We start from the raw sequence: 22,801 nt of genomic DNA, 5'->3' as shown, positions 1-22,801 counted from the left end.
TAGTCGGGACCTAAGCCGAGGCCGAAAGGCGTAGGTGATGGACAATCGGTTGATATTCCGATACCACCAATGGACGTTATTAGAAATGGGATGACGCAGGAGGATAAGATGTGCACACTATTGGATGTGTGTCTAAGCATTTAGGCGGAGCAAGCAGGCAAATCCGTTTGCTCTTAACGCTGAGATGTAATGGGGAAGGCAATTTATTGCTGAAGTATCTGATTCCACGCTGCCAAGAAAAGTCTCTATCGAGGATATTGGTGCCCGTACCGCAAACCGACACAGGTAGGTGAGGAGAGAATCCTAAGACCATCGGAAGAATTACTGTTAAGGAACTCGGCAAATTGACCCCGTAACTTCGGGAGAAGGGGTGCCTACGTAAGTAGGTCGCAGAGAATAGGCCCAAGCAACTGTTTAGCAAAAACACAGGTCTCTGCTAAAGCGAAAGCTGATGTATAGGGGCTGACGCCTGCCCGGTGCTGGAAGGTTAAGGGGATTAGTTAGCTGAGAGCTTGCTCTTGGCGAGGCTATGAACTTAAGCCCCAGTAAACGGCGGCCGTAACTATAACGGTCCTAAGGTAGCGAAATTCCTTGTCGGGTAAGTTCCGACCCGCACGAATGGCGTAATGATTTGGGCACTGTCTCAACAGTACATCCGGCGAAATTGTAGTTCCAGTGAAGATGCTGGATACCCGCGATTGGACGGAAAGACCCCGTAGAGCTTTACTGTAGCTTAGCATTGAATTTCGGTATTGTCTGTACAGGATAGGTGGGAGACTACGATACATGGGCGTCAGCCTGTGTGGAGTCATCCTTGGGATACCACCCTGACAGTACTGAGGTTCTAACTGGAGGCCATGAATCTGGTCACAGGACATTGTTAGGTGGGCAGTTTGACTGGGGCGGTCGCCTCCGAAAGAGTAACGGAGGCGCCCAAAGGTTCCCTCAGCGCGGTTGGAAATCGCGCGAAGAGTGCAAAGGCAGAAGGGAGCCTGACTGCGACACTTACAAGTGGAGCAGGGACGAAAGTCGGGCTTAGTGATCCGGTGGTACCTCGTGGGAGGGCCATCGCTCAACGGATAAAAGCTACCTCGGGGATAACAGGCTGATCTCCCCCAAGAGTCCACATCGACGGGGAGGTTTGGCACCTCGATGTCGGCTCGTCGCATCCTGGGGCTGAAGTAGGTCCCAAGGGTTGGGCTGTTCGCCCATTAAAGCGGCACGCGAGCTGGGTTCAGAACGTCGTGAGACAGTTCGGTCCCTATCCGTCGCGGGCGTAGGAAATTTGAAGGGAGCTGTCCTTAGTACGAGAGGACCGGGATGGACAAACCTCTGGTGCACCAGTTGTCACGCCAGTGGCATCGCTGGGTAGCTATGTTTGGAAGGGATAAACGCTGAAAGCATCTAAGCGTGAAGCCCACCCTAAGATGAGATTTCCCATTACTCGCACGTAAGTGCGATGTAAGTAAGACTCCTGGAAGACCACCAGGTTGATAGGTTAGAGGTGTAAGCATGGTAACATGTTCAGCTGACTAATACTAATAAGTCGAGGGCTTGACCAAGATAACATAAGTAACAATTAATATTAATATTGCGATAATACTGTGCAATTTTCAGAGAATATTTATATTCTCATCTGGTGATTATGGCATGAAGGTAACACCCGTTTCCATACCGAACACGAAGGTTAAGCTTCAATGCGCCGATGGTACTGCAGGGGTGACCTTGTGGAAGAGTAGGTTGTCGCCAGGTAACCATGGATCTTTAGCTCAGTTGGTTAGAGCTACCGGCTCATAACCGGTCGGTCTGGGGTTCGAGTCCCTGAAGGTCCACCAAATAACAGTTCAATTGGAACTGTTATTTTTATCTTATAATATATTGAAAAGTTAACGTCTCAATATTTAAAAAATATATTGAAATACTTTTTAAAAGTAGTTGACAAAATAAGAAATGTCTAGTATTATAGTAGAAGTCGTCACATGATGACAAAGCAAATTGGTCTTTGAAAATTAAACAGAGAAATAGGTAAAGAAATGAAATAACATTTTATTTTAACCAGTCAATTACTTTAGTAAAAGTAATATTTTAGTCGTAAGACTAAAAAGTATGTAATGAGCTTGCTAACCAACTTAACAGTTGGCGCAGATTAATTATTTCAACTAAAAAAGTGTAAACTTTTAAATTGAGAGTTTGATCCTGGCTCAGGACGAACGCTGGCGGCGTGCCTAACACATGCAAGTCGAGCGATGCGATCCTTCGGGATCAATTAGCGGCGGACGGGTGAGTAACACGTGGGTAACCTGCCTCAAAGAGGGGAATAGCCTCCCGAAAGGGAGATTAATACCGCATAATATGTTTTGATCGCATGATCTTAACATCAAAGGAATTTTTCGGAATTTCACTTTGAGATGGACCCGCGGCGCATTAGCTAGTTGGTGAGGTAAAGGCCCACCAAGGCAACGATGCGTAGCCGACCTGAGAGGGTGATCGGCCACATTGGAACTGAGACACGGTCCAGACTCCTACGGGAGGCAGCAGTGGGGAATATTGCGCAATGGGGGAAACCCTGACGCAGCAACGCCGCGTGAATGATGAAGGCCTTCGGGTTGTAAAGTTCTGTCTTCTGGGACGATAATGACGGTACCAGAGGAGGAAGCCACGGCTAACTACGTGCCAGCAGCCGCGGTAATACGTAGGTGGCAAGCGTTGTCCGGATTTACTGGGCGTAAAGGATGCGTAGGCGGACATTTAAGTCAGATGTGAAATACCCGAGCTTAACTTGGGTGCTGCATTTGAAACTGGGTGTCTAGAGTGCAGGAGAGGTAAGTGGAATTCCTAGTGTAGCGGTGAAATGCGTAGAGATTAGGAAGAACACCAGTGGCGAAGGCGACTTACTGGACTGTAACTGACGCTGAGGCATGAAAGCGTGGGGAGCAAACAGGATTAGATACCCTGGTAGTCCACGCCGTAAACGATGAATACTAGGTGTCGGGGGTCGAACCTCGGTGCCGCCGTTAACACATTAAGTATTCCGCCTGGGGAGTACGATCGCAAGATTAAAACTCAAAGGAATTGACGGGGGCCCGCACAAGCAGCGGAGCATGTGGTTTAATTCGAAGCAACGCGAAGAACCTTACCTAGACTTGACATCCCTTGCATAACTCAGAGATGAGTGAAGTCCTTCGGGACAAGGTGACAGGTGGTGCATGGTTGTCGTCAGCTCGTGTCGTGAGATGTTGGGTTAAGTCCCGCAACGAGCGCAACCCTTATCATTAGTTGCTACCATTAAGTTGAGCACTCTAGTGAGACTGCCCGGGTTAACCGGGAGGAAGGTGGGGATGACGTCAAATCATCATGCCCCTTATGTCTAGGGCTACACACGTGCTACAATGGTGAGTACAAAGAGATGCAAGACCGCAAGGTGGAGCCAAACTCAAAAACTCATCCCAGTTCGGATTGTAGGCTGCAACTCGCCTACATGAAGCCGGAGTTGCTAGTAATCGCGAATCAGCATGTCGCGGTGAATACGTTCCCGGGCCTTGTACACACCGCCCGTCACACCATGAGAGTTGGTAACACCCGAAGTCCGTGAGGTAACCGTAAGGAGCCAGCGGCCGAAGGTGGGATCGATGATTGGGGTGAAGTCGTAACAAGGTAGCCGTAGGAGAACCTGCGGCTGGATCACCTCCTTTCTAGGGAGTAGATGTATTGACTTCGGTCGATGCAATAGAAGAATTTAATTATTCTTCAAAATATCTATTGTAATTACTCGTTCCTATTTCTCTGTTTAATTTTGAGAGACTAATTATATTAACTTTTAGAAGTTAATTAATTAATAGTTTTTCTTAAAATGTTCTTTGAAAATTGCACAGTGTATAAAGTTATTTTAAAAAGATTTAGATCCACCTTGCGTATTGTAAAATACGAGTAAGTGGTTATAGGTTAATTTATTATGATTTCGCAAAATTAATATTAAGTAACAAAACCGTCTATGTAAATAGACAGAATCAAAGGTCAAGCTACAAAGGGCGCATGGCGAATGCCTTGGCACTAGGAGCCGAAGAAGGACGCGTTAAGCTGCGATAAGCTTTGGGTAGGCGCAAATAGCCTGTGATCCAAAGATTTCCGAATGGGGGAACCCACATAGTAACAACTATGTACTGCATACTGAATAAATAGGTATGCAGAGGTACACCCGGGGAACTGAAACATCTAAGTACCCGGAGGAAGAGAAAGAAATATCGATTTCCTAAGTAGCGGCGAGCGAAAGGGAAAGAGCCCAAACCTAAGTCTTTGACTTAGGGGTTGAGGATAGATCATAAATACTGCAATTCTTTAATTGAAGATAGCTGGAAAGCTGCTCCGCAGAAGGTAATAGGCCTGTAAATGAAAAGGAAGAACAGTCAGATCTAATCCAGAGTACCACGAGACACGTGAAACCTTGTGGGAAGCTGGGAGGACCACCTCCCAAGGCTAAATACTACCTAGTGACCGATAGTGAAGAAGTACCGTGAGGGAAAGGTGAAAAGAACCCCGGAAGGGGAGTGAAATAGAACCTGAAACCGTGTGCCTACAACCGGTCGAAGCACTTTTTATGTGTGACGGCGTGCTTTTTGTAGAACGAGCCAACGAGTTACGATATGTAGCAAGGTTAAGTACTTAAGGTACGGAGCCGAAGGGAAACCGAGTCTGAATAGGGCGTTCTAGTTGCATGTCGTAGACCCGAAACCGGGTGACCTATCCATGGCCAGGATGAAGCGGAAGTAAAATTCCGTGGAGGTCCGAACCACGTTGGTGTTGAAAAACCATGGGATGAGCTGTGGATAGCGGAGAAATTCCAATCGAACTCGGAGATAGCTGGTTCTCCTCGAAATAGCTTTAGGGCTAGCGTCGATTAATTGAGTAATGGAGGTAGAGCACTGAATGGGCTAGGGGCTGACAACAGTTACTGAACCCTATCAAACTCCGAATGCCATATACTTTTATTTCGGCAGTCAGACTGCGAATGATAAGATCCGTAGTCAAAAGGGAAACAGCCCAGACCATCAGCTAAGGTCCCAAAGTGTAAGTTAAGTGGAAAAGGATGTGGGATTTCTAAGACAACTAGGATGTTGGCTCAGAAGCAGCCACTCATTCAAAGAGTGCGTAATAGCTCACTAGTCAAGAGATCCTGCGCCGAAGATGTCCGGGGCTAAAACTTACCACCGAAGCTATGGGTTTACACAATTGTGTAAGCGGTAGAGGAGCTTTCTGTACTGGCTGAAGTCATACCGTAAGGAGTGGTGGACGGTACAGAAGTGAGAATGTTGGCATGAGTAGCGAGAGTTAAGTGAGAATCTTAACGGTCGAAAACCTAAGGTTTCCTGAGGAAGGCTCGTCCTCTCAGGGTTAGTCGGGACCTAAGCCGAGGCCGAAAGGCGTAGGTGATGGACAATCGGTTGATATTCCGATACCACCAATGGACGTTATTAGAAATGGGATGACGCAGGAGGATAAGATGTGCACACTATTGGATGTGTGTCTAAGCATTTAGGCGGAGCAAGCAGGCAAATCCGTTTGCTCTTAACGCTGAGATGTAATGGGGAAGGCAATTTATTGCTGAAGTATCTGATTCCACGCTGCCAAGAAAAGTCTCTATCGAGGATATTGGTGCCCGTACCGCAAACCGACACAGGTAGGTGAGGAGAGAATCCTAAGACCATCGGAAGAATTACTGTTAAGGAACTCGGCAAATTGACCCCGTAACTTCGGGAGAAGGGGTGCCTACGTAAGTAGGTCGCAGAGAATAGGCCCAAGCAACTGTTTAGCAAAAACACAGGTCTCTGCTAAAGCGAAAGCTGATGTATAGGGGCTGACGCCTGCCCGGTGCTGGAAGGTTAAGGGGATTAGTTAGCTGAGAGCTTGCTCTTGGCGAGGCTATGAACTTAAGCCCCAGTAAACGGCGGCCGTAACTATAACGGTCCTAAGGTAGCGAAATTCCTTGTCGGGTAAGTTCCGACCCGCACGAATGGCGTAATGATTTGGGCACTGTCTCAACAGTACATCCGGCGAAATTGTAGTTCCAGTGAAGATGCTGGATACCCGCGATTGGACGGAAAGACCCCGTAGAGCTTTACTGTAGCTTAGCATTGAATTTCGGTATTGTCTGTACAGGATAGGTGGGAGACTACGATACATGGGCGTCAGCCTGTGTGGAGTCATCCTTGGGATACCACCCTGACAGTACTGAGGTTCTAACTGGAGGCCATGAATCTGGTCACAGGACATTGTTAGGTGGGCAGTTTGACTGGGGCGGTCGCCTCCGAAAGAGTAACGGAGGCGCCCAAAGGTTCCCTCAGCGCGGTTGGAAATCGCGCGAAGAGTGCAAAGGCAGAAGGGAGCCTGACTGCGACACTTACAAGTGGAGCAGGGACGAAAGTCGGGCTTAGTGATCCGGTGGTACCTCGTGGGAGGGCCATCGCTCAACGGATAAAAGCTACCTCGGGGATAACAGGCTGATCTCCCCCAAGAGTCCACATCGACGGGGAGGTTTGGCACCTCGATGTCGGCTCGTCGCATCCTGGGGCTGAAGTAGGTCCCAAGGGTTGGGCTGTTCGCCCATTAAAGCGGCACGCGAGCTGGGTTCAGAACGTCGTGAGACAGTTCGGTCCCTATCCGTCGCGGGCGTAGGAAATTTGAAGGGAGCTGTCCTTAGTACGAGAGGACCGGGATGGACAAACCTCTGGTGCACCAGTTGTCACGCCAGTGGCATCGCTGGGTAGCTATGTTTGGAAGGGATAAACGCTGAAAGCATCTAAGCGTGAAGCCCACCCTAAGATGAGATTTCCCATTACTCGCACGTAAGTGCGATGTAAGTAAGACTCCTGGAAGACCACCAGGTTGATAGGTTAGAGGTGTAAGCATGGTAACATGTTCAGCTGACTAATACTAATAAGTCGAGGGCTTGACCAAGATATAATAATAAAATGCGAAAACACTGTGCAATTTTCAGAGAATATTTATATTCTCATCTGGTGATTATGGCCTGAAGGTAACACCCGTTCCCATACCGAACACGAAGGTTAAGCTTCAATGCGCCGATGGTACTGCAGGGGTGACCTTGTGGAAGAGTAGGTTGTCGCCAGGTTAAAAAAAACACTAAGTATAACTTAGTGTTTTTTTTGCGTTAAATAAAAAAGTATGTTAATTATATAATCTGATTTAAATAAATAGTATCAACTAGATTATTGAAAAAATTTATTATTTGAACTTAAATGGTTAATGATGTATAATAAGTAATATAAAACCAAAGGGGGAAAATTATAAGACATTTTAGAATGAGAAACCGCAATTTATCAATTTTTATCGCAACAATGATGATATTCACATTATTACCTTTTAACGTAAAAGGAGTTACGAAGGTTGCGACTACAGGGGGAGAAGCAATTTTAGATCTTGAAAACGTTAACCAGGTTCCTATTGTTAAATTTTCAGCATTAAAAGATTCTAATAATAAAATGATTATAACAAATGATTCAACTATTGGAGGATTTTCAAGTAAAGGAACGAAAAATAGTAGTTTCTTACTAACACCTAATAAAATCTCAGGAGATTTCTCTGTTGAGGCAACATTAAAGGTGACAAGTCGTACTATAAATGGTACTGGTGGAATAGTAGGTGTAGGTGCATTCTCTGGGACACAAGAGGGGGACGCAATGGTAACTTCAGTAGCCAGAGGGGATAATGGTTCTAGAAGTTATTACAAAAAAACTACTGGATATGGTGCAGGTGGTCCTAACACTTCTAAAACATCAGAAATAGGAACTAGTGTATTATTAAAAATTCAGAGAATAAATAACACTTATACGTCTACTATAAATGGAGAGGTACAAGAACTTGCAGATCTGCATGAAACAACTAATGGACCAATGTATTTAGGTTTTGTTATCTGTGGTGCTAATGCAGAAGTGGATAAGTTTATTATCAAACAAAATGAAAACGTTGTCTATGATTTATCAAAAAAATCATTACCAAGACCAATCTTAACTGCTAAAGCTAAGGGCGATAATGTTGATATTAATTGGACAGAAACACAAGGAGCACAAAACTACATTGTTCAATATAGAGAAATGGGTACATCAAGTTGGACAACAGGTCCTGATAACATAACGGGCAAAAGTCATACTGTAACTAATCTCACTGCAATGAAGCCTTATGAATTTAGAGTAAAGGCGAGTGGTGGAGAATCAAATGGGTTGACTTCTGCGTTGGTGATTGCAGTTCCAGGGTTTAGATGGTCATCAATAGCTAGTCCATTAATTAGTGGTGTGGTTTTATCAGAAGATGGTAAAGAAGTAAAGGTTAGTTATAATAATGTAATGGGTGCTTTGGGCGCTTTAAAACTAGATGTTGAAATGAGAAAGGATAATATTATAGTAGATACAAAATCCGTTGTAGAAGCAGATACAGTTTTAGGGGCATCGGATGGTGAAGTTACTTTTAGTCCTAAAGAAAGTGGGACATATACATTTACCGCTAAAGCTTTAAGAACTGCACAGGAGGATGTGAAACTATCAAATACAAAAAATATTACTTTTAAGTTACCACTTACAAGTCCGGTGGTTAGTGCAAGTGCTACCGCTACAGGTTCTATTAAAGTTAAATGGGATCAGGTAAAAGAAGCACAAGAATATAATCTCAAATATAAGAAAGAGTCAGATAGTCAGTGGACTACAGCGATAGATTCTACTAAAGAATTGGCATACACAGTTAATAATCTTCAAATAGGAGGAGTCTATAATTTTAAATTAACGGCTATTAAAGATGACCAAAATTCAGCAACTACTGTGTCTGCGAAATCAAAGGAAGTAGTAGGTGAAACTGCTGAATGGAAATCTATAATATTTGGACAATCTATTTCTAGCTTATATAATACTATAGATGTAGATAGTGTAAAGGGCGCTGTGACAGTTACGGCAGGAAATAAAGAAGGAAGCACCACTGGTGGGAAGGTTACCGGTTCTCATGATGGAATAGCCTATTACTATACTGAAGTTGACCCATCTAAAAACTTTGAACTTTCCGCTGATATTAAAGTAAACTATTTTGCTAAAGGAACCCCAGATAATCAAGAAGGATTTGGAATAATGGCAAGAGATGATATAGGGAAGAGTTTAGACCCCACAGTATTTTCATCAAATATGGTATTAGTTGGTGGATATAGAGGATTAGTTCAATCAGTGTTTAGAAATAATGTTAATGATAAATCTGGTACTGGAGCAACAATGGATGATGTCTTTAAATTTGGAGAGCGTCCATTAAACGATGGAACATCAACATATAAGATGACACTTAAGAAAACCAATACAGGTTATCAAGTATCTGTGAATAATGGCGTAGAGAAGATATATTATAAACCAAAACAAATGGAAGTGTTAAATTCGGGTAAAATATATGTTGGTTTCTTTGCTGCACGGGTTGCTTCAATAACGAGCTCTAATATAAGTATGAAAACTTCAGATGTTGGTACAGATCCTGTAGGGGTAGAAGAACCACAAAAAGTTGCAGATGCTGCAATAAATGCAGTCTCACTAACAGCAGCATCTACCTCAAGTTATAAACTTGGTCTTTTAGCAAATGTTAAAGGTAACGTAGAAGTTAAACAAGAGGGAGTAGAAATATATAAAGGGCCAATTATCGCTAATGACTTATTAGAAAAGAGTACAACTCTTATAAAGGGAGCTAACAACTTTGATATAACATTAACTCCTGATGCAACTGAAAATGTTACAAATCATGATCCTATTTCAATAAAACATATCGTAACACTAAAACAATATGGAACTCTCTCAGGGGCTATTTATGTTTCTCAAACTGGTTCTCCAAATTCAGCCGGTACAGAAACTGAACCAACGGATATATATTCTGCTGTTAAATTTATTAGTGAAGGACAAACAATATATGTCCGTGGTGGTGTATATAATTTAAAGAGTCCAATAATTATAGAAAGAGGTAATGATAGTAAAAGTAATAATCCCAAAATTCTATCTGCATATCCAAATGAAAAACCTATTTTTGATTTTGGTTTCAAGTCAGATGGACTAAGTCTTGCAGGTAGTGGCTGGAAAATATATGGTATTGACATAACTAAATCAAACTTAAAAGGTATGGGTATTTCTGGTAGTAACAATATTGTAGAATTAGTAAATGTATATAATACTAAAGAATCTGGACTTCAAATTAGTGGATCTTCTACTGAAAGTAAAGATAAATGGCCAGCAAATAACCTAGTATTAAATTGTACATCTTATGACAATGTTGATGTTTCAGAAAACAACGCAGATGGGTTCGCTGCTAAATTAACTTCTGGCGAAGGAAATGTCTTCAGGGGATGTATTTCACATAACAACTGCGATGATGGATGGGACTTATATTCAAAACTTGAAACAGGTGCTATCGGGGCTGTAGTTATAGAAAATTGTATTGCCTATGGTAATGGTACACTTACAAATGGTAGAAAAACTAAAGGTGATGGTAATGGATTTAAAATGGGTGGAGAAGGAATAGCTGTTAAACATCTTCTTAGAAACAGTTTATCCTTTAATAATAATGCTGATGGTGTTACAAGCAATAGTAACCCTGCCATGATAGTTCAAAATACAACATCTGTAGATAACAAAGGGGCTAATTTTAGCTTTGCATCCTACACTAATGCGGTTCAACAATTTGTATCAAAAAATAATATATCATTTAGAACAAAGGAAGGTGCAGCAGACCTTATACCTGCATCGCTTGAGAGTGATGATAATTATTTCTACAATGGGGTAAAATCTCTAAATAAGAGTGGTAAAGTACTTTTAAAATCAGACTTTAAAAGTGTGGTACAACCAGATAGTTATAGCAGAAATGGAGATGGTACAATAGTTGTAGGTGATTATATGTCATTGATTGTAAATTCAACAATAAAAAGTGGAGCATACCTATCAGATATTTCAAATATAACTAATCCAATTTCAAACGACGGAACAATTGGCGAGGAAGAATCTATTAAAAACGAGACTCTATTAAAGATGATAAACCTATTAAAGATGATAAACCTATTGTGGATGTAGGAACTGTTAATGTAGATAAAGAAATTACATCTAGTTTTAAAACTAGAGATTCTAAGAGAATTAGTGTATTCATTGCTAGTCTAGGTTAATAGTGGTTATAGGAATTGTAATTTCAAGAAAAAGTATAGAATAAAAGCAAATAAAAATAGCTCACAGTAATAATTCTGTGGACTATTTTTATTTTAATGGAGGAATAATTCCATGAACGATGTCTATGACATTATTAAATTTATAGGAATAGGTAATCCATAATGATTGCTAGAAAAAAAATTTTACCATTATATTTAGTTATAAGAATACTTATCCTTGCGTATCGTAATGAGTAATATTGAATTATATAGATATATATGTAGAAATATGAAGATAATATAACTAGAACACCTATTTTATAAAAATGTGTCTCTATGGATATGATAGAATACTTCTTGTAGTCACATAGGAGTGGCACATTGGTCTTTGAAAATTAAACAGAGAAATAGGTAAAGAAATGAAATAATATTTTATTTTAACCAGTCAATTACTTTAGTAAAAGTAATATTTAGTTGTAAGACTAAAAAGTATGTAATGAGCTTGCTAACCAACTTAACAGTTGGCGCAGATTAATTATTTCAACTAAAAAAGTGTAAACTTTTAAATTGAGAGTTTGATCCTGGCTCAGGACGAACGCTGGCGGCGTGCCTAACACATGCAAGTCGAGCGATGCGATCCTTCGGGATCAATTAGCGGCGGACGGGTGAGTAACACGTGGGTAACCTGCCTCAAAGAGGGGAATAGCCTCCCGAAAGGGAGATTAATACCGCATAATATGTTTTGATCGCATGATCTTAACATCAAAGGAATTTTTCGGAATTTCACTTTGAGATGGACCCGCGGCGCATTAGCTAGTTGGTGAGGTAAAGGCCCACCAAGGCAACGATGCGTAGCCGACCTGAGAGGGTGATCGGCCACATTGGAACTGAGACACGGTCCAGACTCCTACGGGAGGCAGCAGTGGGGAATATTGCGCAATGGGGGAAACCCTGACGCAGCAACGCCGCGTGAATGATGAAGGCCTTCGGGTTGTAAAGTTCTGTCTTCTGGGACGATAATGACGGTACCAGAGGAGGAAGCCACGGCTAACTACGTGCCAGCAGCCGCGGTAATACGTAGGTGGCAAGCGTTGTCCGGATTTACTGGGCGTAAAGGATGCGTAGGCGGACATTTAAGTCAGATGTGAAATACCCGAGCTTAACTTGGGTGCTGCATTTGAAACTGGGTGTCTAGAGTGCAGGAGAGGTAAGTGGAATTCCTAGTGTAGCGGTGAAATGCGTAGAGATTAGGAAGAACACCAGTGGCGAAGGCGACTTACTGGACTGTAACTGACGCTGAGGCATGAAAGCGTGGGGAGCAAACAGGATTAGATACCCTGGTAGTCCACGCCGTAAACGATGAATACTAGGTGTCGGGGGTCGAACCTCGGTGCCGCCGTTAACACATTAAGTATTCCGCCTGGGGAGTACGATCGCAAGATTAAAACTCAAAGGAATTGACGGGGGCCCGCACAAGCAGCGGAGCATGTGGTTTAATTCGAAGCAACGCGAAGAACCTTACCTAGACTTGACATCCCTTGCATAACTCAGAGATGAGTGAAGTCCTTCGGGACAAGGTGACAGGTGGTGCATGGTTGTCGTCAGCTCGTGTCGTGAGATGTTGGGTTAAGTCCCGCAACGAGCGCAACCCTTATCATTAGTTGCTACCATTAAGTTGAGCACTCTAGTGAGACTGCCCGGGTTAACCGGGAGGAAGGTGGGGATGACGTCAAATCATCATGCCCCTTATGTCTAGGGCTACACACGTGCTACAATGGTGAGTACAAAGAGATGCAAGACCGCAAGGTGGAGCCAAACTCAAAAACTCATCCCAGTTCGGATTGTAGGCTGCAACTCGCCTACATGAAGCCGGAGTTGCTAGTAATCGCGAATCAGCATGTCGCGGTGAATACGTTCCCGGGCCTTGTACACACCGCCCGTCACACCATGAGAGTTGGTAACACCCGAAGTCCGTGAGGTAACCGTAAGGAGCCAGCGGCCGAAGGTGGGATCGATGATTGGGGTGAAGTCGTAACAAGGTAGCCGTAGGAGAACCTGCGGCTGGATCACCTCCTTTCTAGGGAGTAGATGTATTGACTTCGGTCGATGCAATAGAAGAATTTAATTATTCTTCAAAATATCTATTGTAATTACTCGTTCCTATTTCTCTGTTTAATTTTGAGAGACTAATTATATTAACTTTTAGAAGTTAATTAATTAATAGTTTTTCTTAAAATGTTCTTTGAAAATTGCACAGTGTATAAAGTTATTTTAAAAAGATTTAGATCCACCTTGCGTATTGTAAAATACGAGTAAGTGGTTATAGGTTAATTTATTATGATTTCGCAAAATTAATATTAAGTAACAAAACCGTCTATGTAAATAGACAGAATCAAAGGTCAAGCTACAAAGGGCGCATGGCGAATGCCTTGGCACTAGGAGCCGAAGAAGGACGCGTTAAGCTGCGATAAGCTTTGGGTAGGCGCAAATAGCCTGTGATCCAAAGATTTCCGAATGGGGGAACCCACATAGTAACAACTATGTACTGCATACTGAATAAATAGGTATGCAGAGGTACACCCGGGGAACTGAAACATCTAAGTACCCGGAGGAAGAGAAAGAAATATCGATTTCCTAAGTAGCGGCGAGCGAAAGGGAAAGAGCCCAAACCTAAGTCTTTGACTTAGGGGTTGAGGATAGATCATAAATACTGCAATTCTTTAATTGAAGATAGCTGGAAAGCTGCTCCGCAGAAGGTAATAGGCCTGTAAATGAAAAGGAAGAACAGTCAGATCTAATCCAGAGTACCACGAGACACGTGAAACCTTGTGGGAAGCTGGGAGGACCACCTCCCAAGGCTAAATACTACCTAGTGACCGATAGTGAAGAAGTACCGTGAGGGAAAGGTGAAAAGAACCCCGGAAGGGGAGTGAAATAGAACCTGAAACCGTGTGCCTACAACCGGTCGAAGCACTTTTTATGTGTGACGGCGTGCTTTTTGTAGAACGAGCCAACGAGTTACGATATGTAGCAAGGTTAAGTACTTAAGGTACGGAGCCGAAGGGAAACCGAGTCTGAATAGGGCGTTCTAGTTGCATGTCGTAGACCCGAAACCGGGTGACCTATCCATGGCCAGGATGAAGCGGAAGTAAAATTCCGTGGAGGTCCGAACCACGTTGGTGTTGAAAAACCATGGGATGAGCTGTGGATAGCGGAGAAATTCCAATCGAACTCGGAGATAGCTGGTTCTCCTCGAAATAGCTTTAGGGCTAGCGTCGATTAATTGAGTAATGGAGGTAGAGCACTGAATGGGCTAGGGGCTGACAACAGTTACTGAACCCTATCAAACTCCGAATGCCATATACTTTTATTTCGGCAGTCAGACTGCGAATGATAAGATCCGTAGTCAAAAGGGAAACAGCCCAGACCATCAGCTAAGGTCCCAAAGTGTAAGTTAAGTGGAAAAGGATGTGGGATTTCTAAGACAACTAGGATGTTGGCTCAGAAGCAGCCACTCATTCAAAGAGTGCGTAATAGCTCACTAGTCAAGAGATCCTGCGCCGAAGATGTCCGGGGCTAAAACTTACCACCGAAGCTATGGGTTTACACAATTGTGTAAGCGGTAGAGGAGCTTTCTGTACTGGCTGAAGTCATACCGTAAGGAGTGGTGGACGGTACAGAAGTGAGAATGTTGGCATGAGTAGCGAGAGTTAAGTGAGAATCTTAACGGTCGAAAACCTAAGGTTTCCTGAGGAAGGCTCGTCCTCTCAGGGTTAGTCGGGACCTAAGCCGAGGCCGAAAGGCGTAGGTGATGGACAATCGGTTGATATTCCGATACCACCAATGGACGTTATTAGAAATGGGATGACGCAGGAGGATAAGATGTGCACACTATTGGATGTGTGTCTAAGCATTTAGGCGGAGCAAGCAGGCAAATCCGTTTGCTCTTAACGCTGAGATGTAATGGGGAAGGCAATTTATTGCTGAAGTATCTGATTCCACGCTGCCAAGAAAAGTCTCTATCGAGGATATTGGTGCCCGTACCGCAAACCGACACAGGTAGGTGAGGAGAGAATCCTAAGACCATCGGAAGAATTACTGTTAAGGAACTCGGCAAATTGACCCCGTAACTTCGGGAGAAGGGGTGCCTACGTAAGTAGGTCGCAGAGAATAGGCCCAAGCAACTGTTTAGCAAAAACACAGGTCTCTGCTAAAGCGAAAGCTGATGTATAGGGGCTGACGCCTGCCCGGTGCTGGAAGGTTAAGGGGATTAGTTAGCTGAGAGCTTGCTCTTGGCGAGGCTATGAACTTAAGCCCCAGTAAACGGCGGCCGTAACTATAACGGTCCTAAGGTAGCGAAATTCCTTGTCGGGTAAGTTCCGACCCGCACGAATGGCGTAATGATTTGGGCACTGTCTCAACAGTACATCCGGCGAAATTGTAGTTCCAGTGAAGATGCTGGATACCCGCGATTGGACGGAAAGACCCCGTAGAGCTTTACTGTAGCTTAGCATTGAATTTCGGTATTGTCTGTACAGGATAGGTGGGAGACTACGATACATGGGCGTCAGCCTGTGTGGAGTCATCCTTGGGATACCACCCTGACAGTACTGAGGTTCTAACTGGAGGCCATGAATCTGGTCACAGGACATTGTTAGGTGGGCAGTTTGACTGGGGCGGTCGCCTCCGAAAGAGTAACGGAGGCGCCCAAAGGTTCCCTCAGCGCGGTTGGAAATCGCGCGAAGAGTGCAAAGGCAGAAGGGAGCCTGACTGCGACACTTACAAGTGGAGCAGGGACGAAAGTCGGGCTTAGTGATCCGGTGGTACCTCGTGGGAGGGCCATCGCTCAACGGATAAAAGCTACCTCGGGGATAACAGGCTGATCTCCCCCAAGAGTCCACATCGACGGGGAGGTTTGGCACCTCGATGTCGGCTCGTCGCATCCTGGGGCTGAAGTAGGTCCCAAGGGTTGGGCTGTTCGCCCATTAAAGCGGCACGCGAGCTGGGTTCAGAACGTCGTGAGACAGTTCGGTCCCTATCCGTCGCGGGCGTAGGAAATTTGAAGGGAGCTGTCCTTAGTACGAGAGGACCGGGATGGACAAACCTCTGGTGCACCAGTTGTCACGCCAGTGGCATCGCTGGGTAGCTATGTTTGGAAGGGATAAACGCTGAAAGCATCTAAGCGTGAAGCCCACCCTAAGATGAGATTTCCCATTACTCGCACGTAAGTGCGATGTAAGTAAGACTCCTGGAAGACCACCAGGTTGATAGGTTAGAGGTGTAAGCATGGTAACATGTTCAGCTGACTAATACTAATAAGTCGAGGGCTTGACCAAGATAATATAAGTAACAATTAATATTAATGTTGCGATAATAATTCGTTCGTAAGAACGAAAAGAGGCTTCGAGCATAGCGAGAAGACTAAAACACTGTGCAATTTTGAGAGAATATTTATATTCTCATCTGGTGATTATGGCCTGAAGGTAACACCCGTTCCCATACCGAACACGAAGGTTAAGCTTCAATGCGCCGATGGTACTGCAGGGGTGACCTTGTGGAAGAGTAGGTTGTCGCCAGGTAATAAAAAAACGCTAAGTTATATTTAGCGTTTTTTTGCGTTAAATATAAAAGTATTTTGATTTTTAAAGAGCATTCAATGCAAACATGGTTACTGTAGGGGTAACCTTGTAAAAGACTAGGTTGCCACCAGGTTATAAAAGGATGCTGTCTCAAAATAGGTTTTTAATGAATTTATAATTTGAGATATTTCAAATTATGTAACATAAACAAATAAAAGCTATGAAATTTAAGATTAATGTCTTGATTTTATAGCTTTTTACATTGTAAATGAAAGTTATATTTTATATAATTCATGAATTGGATTTTTGAGACAGCTCCTATATTTTGCGTTAATATAATATTATTACTACCTTTGACTTTAATATTGAATTATTATTTTTGTTTAAAAATTCAGTAAACAATATTTACAATTTGATACAAATAAAGAATGATTATGTTGACAAAGTATTATAAAAAGTTATACGTTTATGAGTTAGTACAAAATAAATTAGATCAATAGGGAAGGGGAGAATACCGTGAAATTTACAGATTATATATTTGAAGAGGTAAAGGGATTTTGGAATTCATATTTAGAACACCCATTTATAAAGGAAATAGGAGAAGGTACCTTAGATAAGGGTAAATTTAAAAACTATCTTATACAGGATTATCTATATTTAAAAGAATACTCAAAGGTATTTTGTGTAGGTTTAGTATTAGTACCTATTAAGAGATTTTTTTAATTTACAAAGTTATAAAATTATGGCGACGGTTAGTTATCATAAAATTTTTAAATAAACAGAAATATGCATTAGAAATATTTAGCCATGCGTATCGGGATGCGAAATTCAAAACTATTTAGACATATATGTAGAAATATGAAGATAATCTAACTAGAGTACCTATTATGTAGAATCATAATTTTATCTATGTGATATAATACTCCTTGTCGTCACATACGAGTGGCACACTAAACTAACTGACAATTACAATTTAATAAGTTTTTAGATAAAAATTTATTTTAAAGAAGTAGTTGACAAAACAAGAAAAACCTAGTATTATTGTAGAAGTCGTCACATGATGACAAAGCAAATTGGTCTTTGAAAATTAAACAGAGAAATAGGTAAAGAAATGAAATAACATTTTATTTTAACCAGTCAATTACTTTAGTAAAAGTAATATTTTAGTCGTAAGACTAAAAAGTATGTAATGAGCTTGCTAACCAACTTAACAGTTGGCGCAGATTAATTATTTCAACTAAAAAAGTGTAAACTTTTAAATTGAGAGTTTGATCCTGGCTCAGGACGAACGCTGGCGGCGTGCCTAACACATGCAAGTCGAGCGATGCGATCCTTCGGGATCAATTAGCGGCGGACGGGTGAGTAACACGTGGGTAACCTGCCTCAAAGAGGGGAATAGCCTCCCGAAAGGGAGATTAATACCGCATAATATGTTTTGATCGCATGATCTTAACATCAAAGGAATTTTTCGGAATTTCACTTTGAGATGGACCCGCGGCGCATTAGCTAGTTGGTGAGGTAAAGGCCCACCAAGGCAACGATGCGTAGCCGACCTGAGAGGGTGATCGGCCACATTGGAACTGAGACACGGTCCAGACTCCTACGGGAGGCAGCAGTGGGGAATATTGCGCAATGGGGGAAACCCTGACGCAGCAACGCCGCGTGAATGATGAAGGCCTTCGGGTTGTAAAGTTCTGTCTTCTGGGACGATAATGACGGTACCAGAGGAGGAAGCCACGGCTAACTACGTGCCAGCAGCCGCGGTAATACGTAGGTGGCAAGCGTTGTCCGGATTTACTGGGCGTAAAGGATGCGTAGGCGGACATTTAAGTCAGATGTGAAATACCCGAGCTTAACTTGGGTGCTGCATTTGAAACTGGGTGTCTAGAGTGCAGGAGAGGTAAGTGGAATTCCTAGTGTAGCGGTGAAATGCGTAGAGATTAGGAAGAACACCAGTGGCGAAGGCGACTTACTGGACTGTAACTGACGCTGAGGCATGAAAGCGTGGGGAGCAAACAGGATTAGATACCCTGGTAGTCCACGCCGTAAACGATGAATACTAGGTGTCGGGGGTCGAACCTCGGTGCCGCCGTTAACACATTAAGTATTCCGCCTGGGGAGTACGATCGCAAGATTAAAACTCAAAGGAATTGACGGGGGCCCGCACAAGCAGCGGAGCATGTGGTTTAATTCGAAGCAACGCGAAGAACCTTACCTAGACTTGACATCCCTTGCATAACTCAGAGATGAGTGAAGTCCTTCGGGACAAGGTGACAGGTGGTGCATGGTTGTCGTCAGCTCGTGTCGTGAGATGTTGGGTTAAGTCCCGCAACGAGCGCAACCCTTATCATTAGTTGCTACCATTAAGTTGAGCACTCTAGTGAGACTGCCCGGGTTAACCGGGAGGAAGGTGGGGATGACGTCAAATCATCATGCCCCTTATGTCTAGGGCTACACACGTGCTACAATGGTGAGTACAAAGAGATGCAAGACCGCAAGGTGGAGCCAAACTCAAAAACTCATCCCAGTTCGGATTGTAGGCTGCAACTCGCCTACATGAAGCCGGAGTTGCTAGTAATCGCGAATCAGCATGTCGCGGTGAATACGTTCCCGGGCCTTGTACACACCGCCCGTCACACCATGAGAGTTGGTAACACCCGAAGTCCGTGAGGTAACCGTAAGGAGCCAGCGGCCGAAGGTGGGATCGATGATTGGGGTGAAGTCGTAACAAGGTAGCCGTAGGAGAACCTGCGGCTGGATCACCTCCTTTCTAGGGAGTAGATGTATTGACTTCGGTCGATGCAATAGAAGAATTTAATTATTCTTCAAAATATCTATTGTAATTACTCGTTCCTATTTCTCTGTTTAATTTTGAGAGACTAATTATATTAACTTTTAGAAGTTAATTAATTAATAGTTTTTCTTAAAATGTTCTTTGAAAATTGCACAGTGTATAAAGTTATTTTAAAAAGATTTAGATCCACGTGAGTGGTTATAGGTTAATTTATTATGATTTCGCAAAATTAATATTAAGTAACAAAACCGTCTATGCAAATAGACAGAATCAAAGGTCAAGCTACAAAGGGCGCATGGCGAATGCCTTGGCACTAGGAGCCGAAGAAGGACGCGTTAAGCTGCGATAAGCTTTGGGTAGGCGCAAATAGCCTGTGATCCAAAGATTTCCGAATGGGGGAACCCACATAGTAACAACTATGTACTGCATACTGAATAAATAGGTATGCAGAGGTACACCCGGGGAACTGAAACATCTAAGTACCCGGAGGAAGAGAAAGAAATATCGATTTCCTAAGTAGCGGCGAGCGAAAGGGAAAGAGCCCAAACCTAAGTCTTTGACTTAGGGGTTGAGGATAGATCATAAATACTGCAATTCTTTAATTGAAGATAGCTGGAAAGCTGCTCCGCAGAAGGTAATAGGCCTGTAAATGAAAAGGAAGAACAGTCAGATCTAATCCAGAGTACCACGAGACACGTGAAACCTTGTGGGAAGCTGGGAGGACCACCTCCCAAGGCTAAATACTACCTAGTGACCGATAGTGAAGAAGTACCGTGAGGGAAAGGTGAAAAGAACCCCGGAAGGGGAGTGAAATAGAACCTGAAACCGTGTGCCTACAACCGGTCGAAGCACTTTTTATGTGTGACGGCGTGCTTTTTGTAGAACGAGCCAACGAGTTACGATATGTAGCAAGGTTAAGTACTTAAGGTACGGAGCCGAAGGGAAACCGAGTCTGAATAGGGCGTTCTAGTTGCATGTCGTAGACCCGAAACCGGGTGACCTATCCATGGCCAGGATGAAGCGGAAGTAAAATTCCGTGGAGGTCCGAACCACGTTGGTGTTGAAAAACCATGGGATGAGCTGTGGATAGCGGAGAAATTCCAATCGAACTCGGAGATAGCTGGTTCTCCTCGAAATAGCTTTAGGGCTAGCGTCGATTAATTGAGTAATGGAGGTAGAGCACTGAATGGGCTAGGGGCTGACAACAGTTACTGAACCCTATCAAACTCCGAATGCCATATACTTTTATTTCGGCAGTCAGACTGCGAATGATAAGATCCGTAGTCAAAAGGGAAACAGCCCAGACCATCAGCTAAGGTCCCAAAGTGTAAGTTAAGTGGAAAAGGATGTGGGATTTCTAAGACAACTAGGATGTTGGCTCAGAAGCAGCCACTCATTCAAAGAGTGCGTAATAGCTCACTAGTCAAGAGATCCTGCGCCGAAGATGTCCGGGGCTAAAACTTACCACCGAAGCTATGGGTTTACACAATTGTGTAAGCGGTAGAGGAGCTTTCTGTACTGGCTGAAGTCATACCGTAAGGAGTGGTGGACGGTACAGAAGTGAGAATGTTGGCATGAGTAGCGAGAGTTAAGTGAGAATCTTAACGGTCGAAAACCTAAGGTTTCCTGAGGAAGGCTCGTCCTCTCAGGGTTAGTCGGGACCTAAGCCGAGGCCGAAAGGCGTAGGTGATGGACAATCGGTTGATATTCCGATACCACCAATGGACGTTATTAGAAATGGGATGACGCAGGAGGATAAGATGTGCACACTATTGGATGTGTGTCTAAGCATTTAGGCGGAGCAAGCAGGCAAATCCGTTTGCTCTTAACGCTGAGATGTAATGGGGAAGGCAATTTATTGCTGAAGTATCTGATTCCACGCTGCCAAGAAAAGTCTCTATCGAGGATATTGGTGCCCGTACCGCAAACCGACACAGGTAGGTGAGGAGAGAATCCTAAGACCATCGGAAGAATTACTGTTAAGGAACTCGGCAAATTGACCCCGTAACTTCGGGAGAAGGGGTGCCTACGTAAGTAGGTCGCAGAGAATAGGCCCAAGCAACTGTTTAGCAAAAACACAGGTCTCTGCTAAAGCGAAAGCTGATGTATAGGGGCTGACGCCTGCCCGGTGCTGGAAGGTTAAGGGGATTAGTTAGCTGAGAGCTTGCTCTTGGCGAGGCTATGAACTTAAGCCCCAGTAAACGGCGGCCGTAACTATAACGGTCCTAAGGTAGCGAAATTCCTTGTCGGGTAAGTTCCGACCCGCACGAATGGCGTAATGATTTGGGCACTGTCTCAACAGTACATCCGGCGAAATTGTAGTTCCAGTGAAGATGCTGGATACCCGCGATTGGACGGAAAGACCCCGTAGAGCTTTACTGTAGCTTAGCATTGAATTTCGGTATTGTCTGTACAGGATAGGTGGGAGACTACGATACATGGGCGTCAGCCTGTGTGGAGTCATCCTTGGGATACCACCCTGACAGTACTGAGGTTCTAACTGGAGGCCATGAATCTGGTCACAGGACATTGTTAGGTGGGCAGTTTGACTGGGGCGGTCGCCTCCGAAAGAGTAACGGAGGCGCCCAAAGGTTCCCTCAGCGCGGTTGGAAATCGCGCGAAGAGTGCAAAGGCAGAAGGGAGCCTGACTGCGACACTTACAAGTGGAGCAGGGACGAAAGTCGGGCTTAGTGATCCGGTGGTACCTCGTGGGAGGGCCATCGCTCAACGGATAAAAGCTACCTCGGGGATAACAGGCTGATCTCCCCCAAGAGTCCACATCGACGGGGAGGTTTGGCACCTCGATGTCGGCTCGTCGCATCCTGGGGCTGAAGTAGGTCCCAAGGGTTGGGCTGTTCGCCCATTAAAGCGGCACGCGAGCTGGGTTCAGAACGTCGTGAGACAGTTCGGTCCCTATCCGTCGCGGGCGTAGGAAATTTGAAGGGAGCTGTCCTTAGTACGAGAGGACCGGGATGGACAAACCTCTGGTGCACCAGTTGTCACGCCAGTGGCATCGCTGGGTAGCTATGTTTGGAAGGGATAAACGCTGAAAGCATCTAAGCGTGAAGCCCACCCTAAGATGAGATTTCCCATTACTCGCACGTAAGTGCGATGTAAGTAAGACTCCTGGAAGACCACCAGGTTGATAGGTTAGAGGTGTAAGCATGGTAACATGTTCAGCTGACTAATACTAATAAGTCGAGGGCTTGACCAAGATAATATAAGTAACAATTAATATTAATGTTGCGATAATAATTCGTTCGTAAGAAC

1 protein-coding gene, 1 tRNA gene, 10 rRNA genes and 1 pseudogene (1 of these 13 cut by a window edge) are annotated in these 22,801 nt (G+C 43.9%); all 13 read left to right on the top strand.

Going from position 1 to position 22,801, the window contains the following annotated elements; all coding sequences use genetic code 11:
- Positions 1–1,562: ribosomal RNA gene (locus tag LL038_RS18935) — 23S ribosomal RNA — on the top strand; it begins 1,377 nt to the left of the window's first position.
- 73 nt (positions 1,563–1,635) lie between these two features.
- Positions 1,636–1,752 (top strand): 5S ribosomal RNA (rrf, locus tag LL038_RS18930).
- Between the two features lie 6 nt (positions 1,753–1,758).
- Positions 1,759–1,835 (top strand) — tRNA-Ile (locus LL038_RS18925).
- Between the two features lie 343 nt (positions 1,836–2,178).
- Positions 2,179–3,692 (top strand): 16S ribosomal RNA (locus LL038_RS18920).
- Positions 3,693–4,012: 320 nt separating this feature from the next.
- Positions 4,013–6,951, top strand: a 23S ribosomal RNA gene (locus tag LL038_RS18915).
- 58 nt (positions 6,952–7,009) lie between these two features.
- Positions 7,010–7,126: ribosomal RNA gene (gene rrf / locus LL038_RS18910) — 5S ribosomal RNA — on the top strand.
- Together the 16S, 23S and 5S rRNA genes with 1 tRNA gene alongside form the textbook arrangement of a ribosomal RNA operon.
- 190 nt (positions 7,127–7,316) lie before the next feature.
- Positions 7,317–11,090, top strand: coding sequence for a fibronectin type III domain-containing protein (locus LL038_RS18905; RefSeq protein WP_216128108.1), 3,774 nt, complete (start codon positions 7,317–7,319; stop codon positions 11,088–11,090).
- Positions 11,091–11,721: 631 nt separating this feature from the next.
- Positions 11,722–13,235 (top strand): 16S ribosomal RNA (locus LL038_RS18900).
- A gap of 320 nt (positions 13,236–13,555) precedes the next feature.
- A 23S ribosomal RNA gene (locus LL038_RS18895) occupies positions 13,556–16,494 on the top strand.
- A gap of 126 nt (positions 16,495–16,620) precedes the next feature.
- Positions 16,621–16,737: ribosomal RNA gene (gene rrf, locus LL038_RS18890) — 5S ribosomal RNA — on the top strand.
- Positions 16,738–17,253: 516 nt separating this feature from the next.
- Positions 17,254–17,433, top strand: a pseudogene (locus LL038_RS18885) (thiaminase II); the annotation flags it as partial.
- 560 nt (positions 17,434–17,993) lie between these two features.
- Positions 17,994–19,507: ribosomal RNA gene (locus tag LL038_RS18880) — 16S ribosomal RNA — on the top strand.
- A gap of 299 nt (positions 19,508–19,806) precedes the next feature.
- A 23S ribosomal RNA gene (locus LL038_RS18875) occupies positions 19,807–22,745 on the top strand.
- Positions 22,746–22,801 lie beyond the last annotated feature (56 nt).

It is taken from the genome of Clostridium estertheticum, assembly GCF_026650985.1.
GTDB lineage: Bacteria > Bacillota > Clostridia > Clostridiales > Clostridiaceae > Clostridium_AD > Clostridium_AD estertheticum_C.
This window is presented reverse-complemented; position numbering and strand designations above follow the sequence as displayed.

Coding starts and splice junctions, on each gene's coding strand:
- LL038_RS18905 (WP_216128108.1), top strand. CDS start 7,317: ATGAGAAACCGCAATTTATCAATTTTTATCGCAACAATGATGATATTC.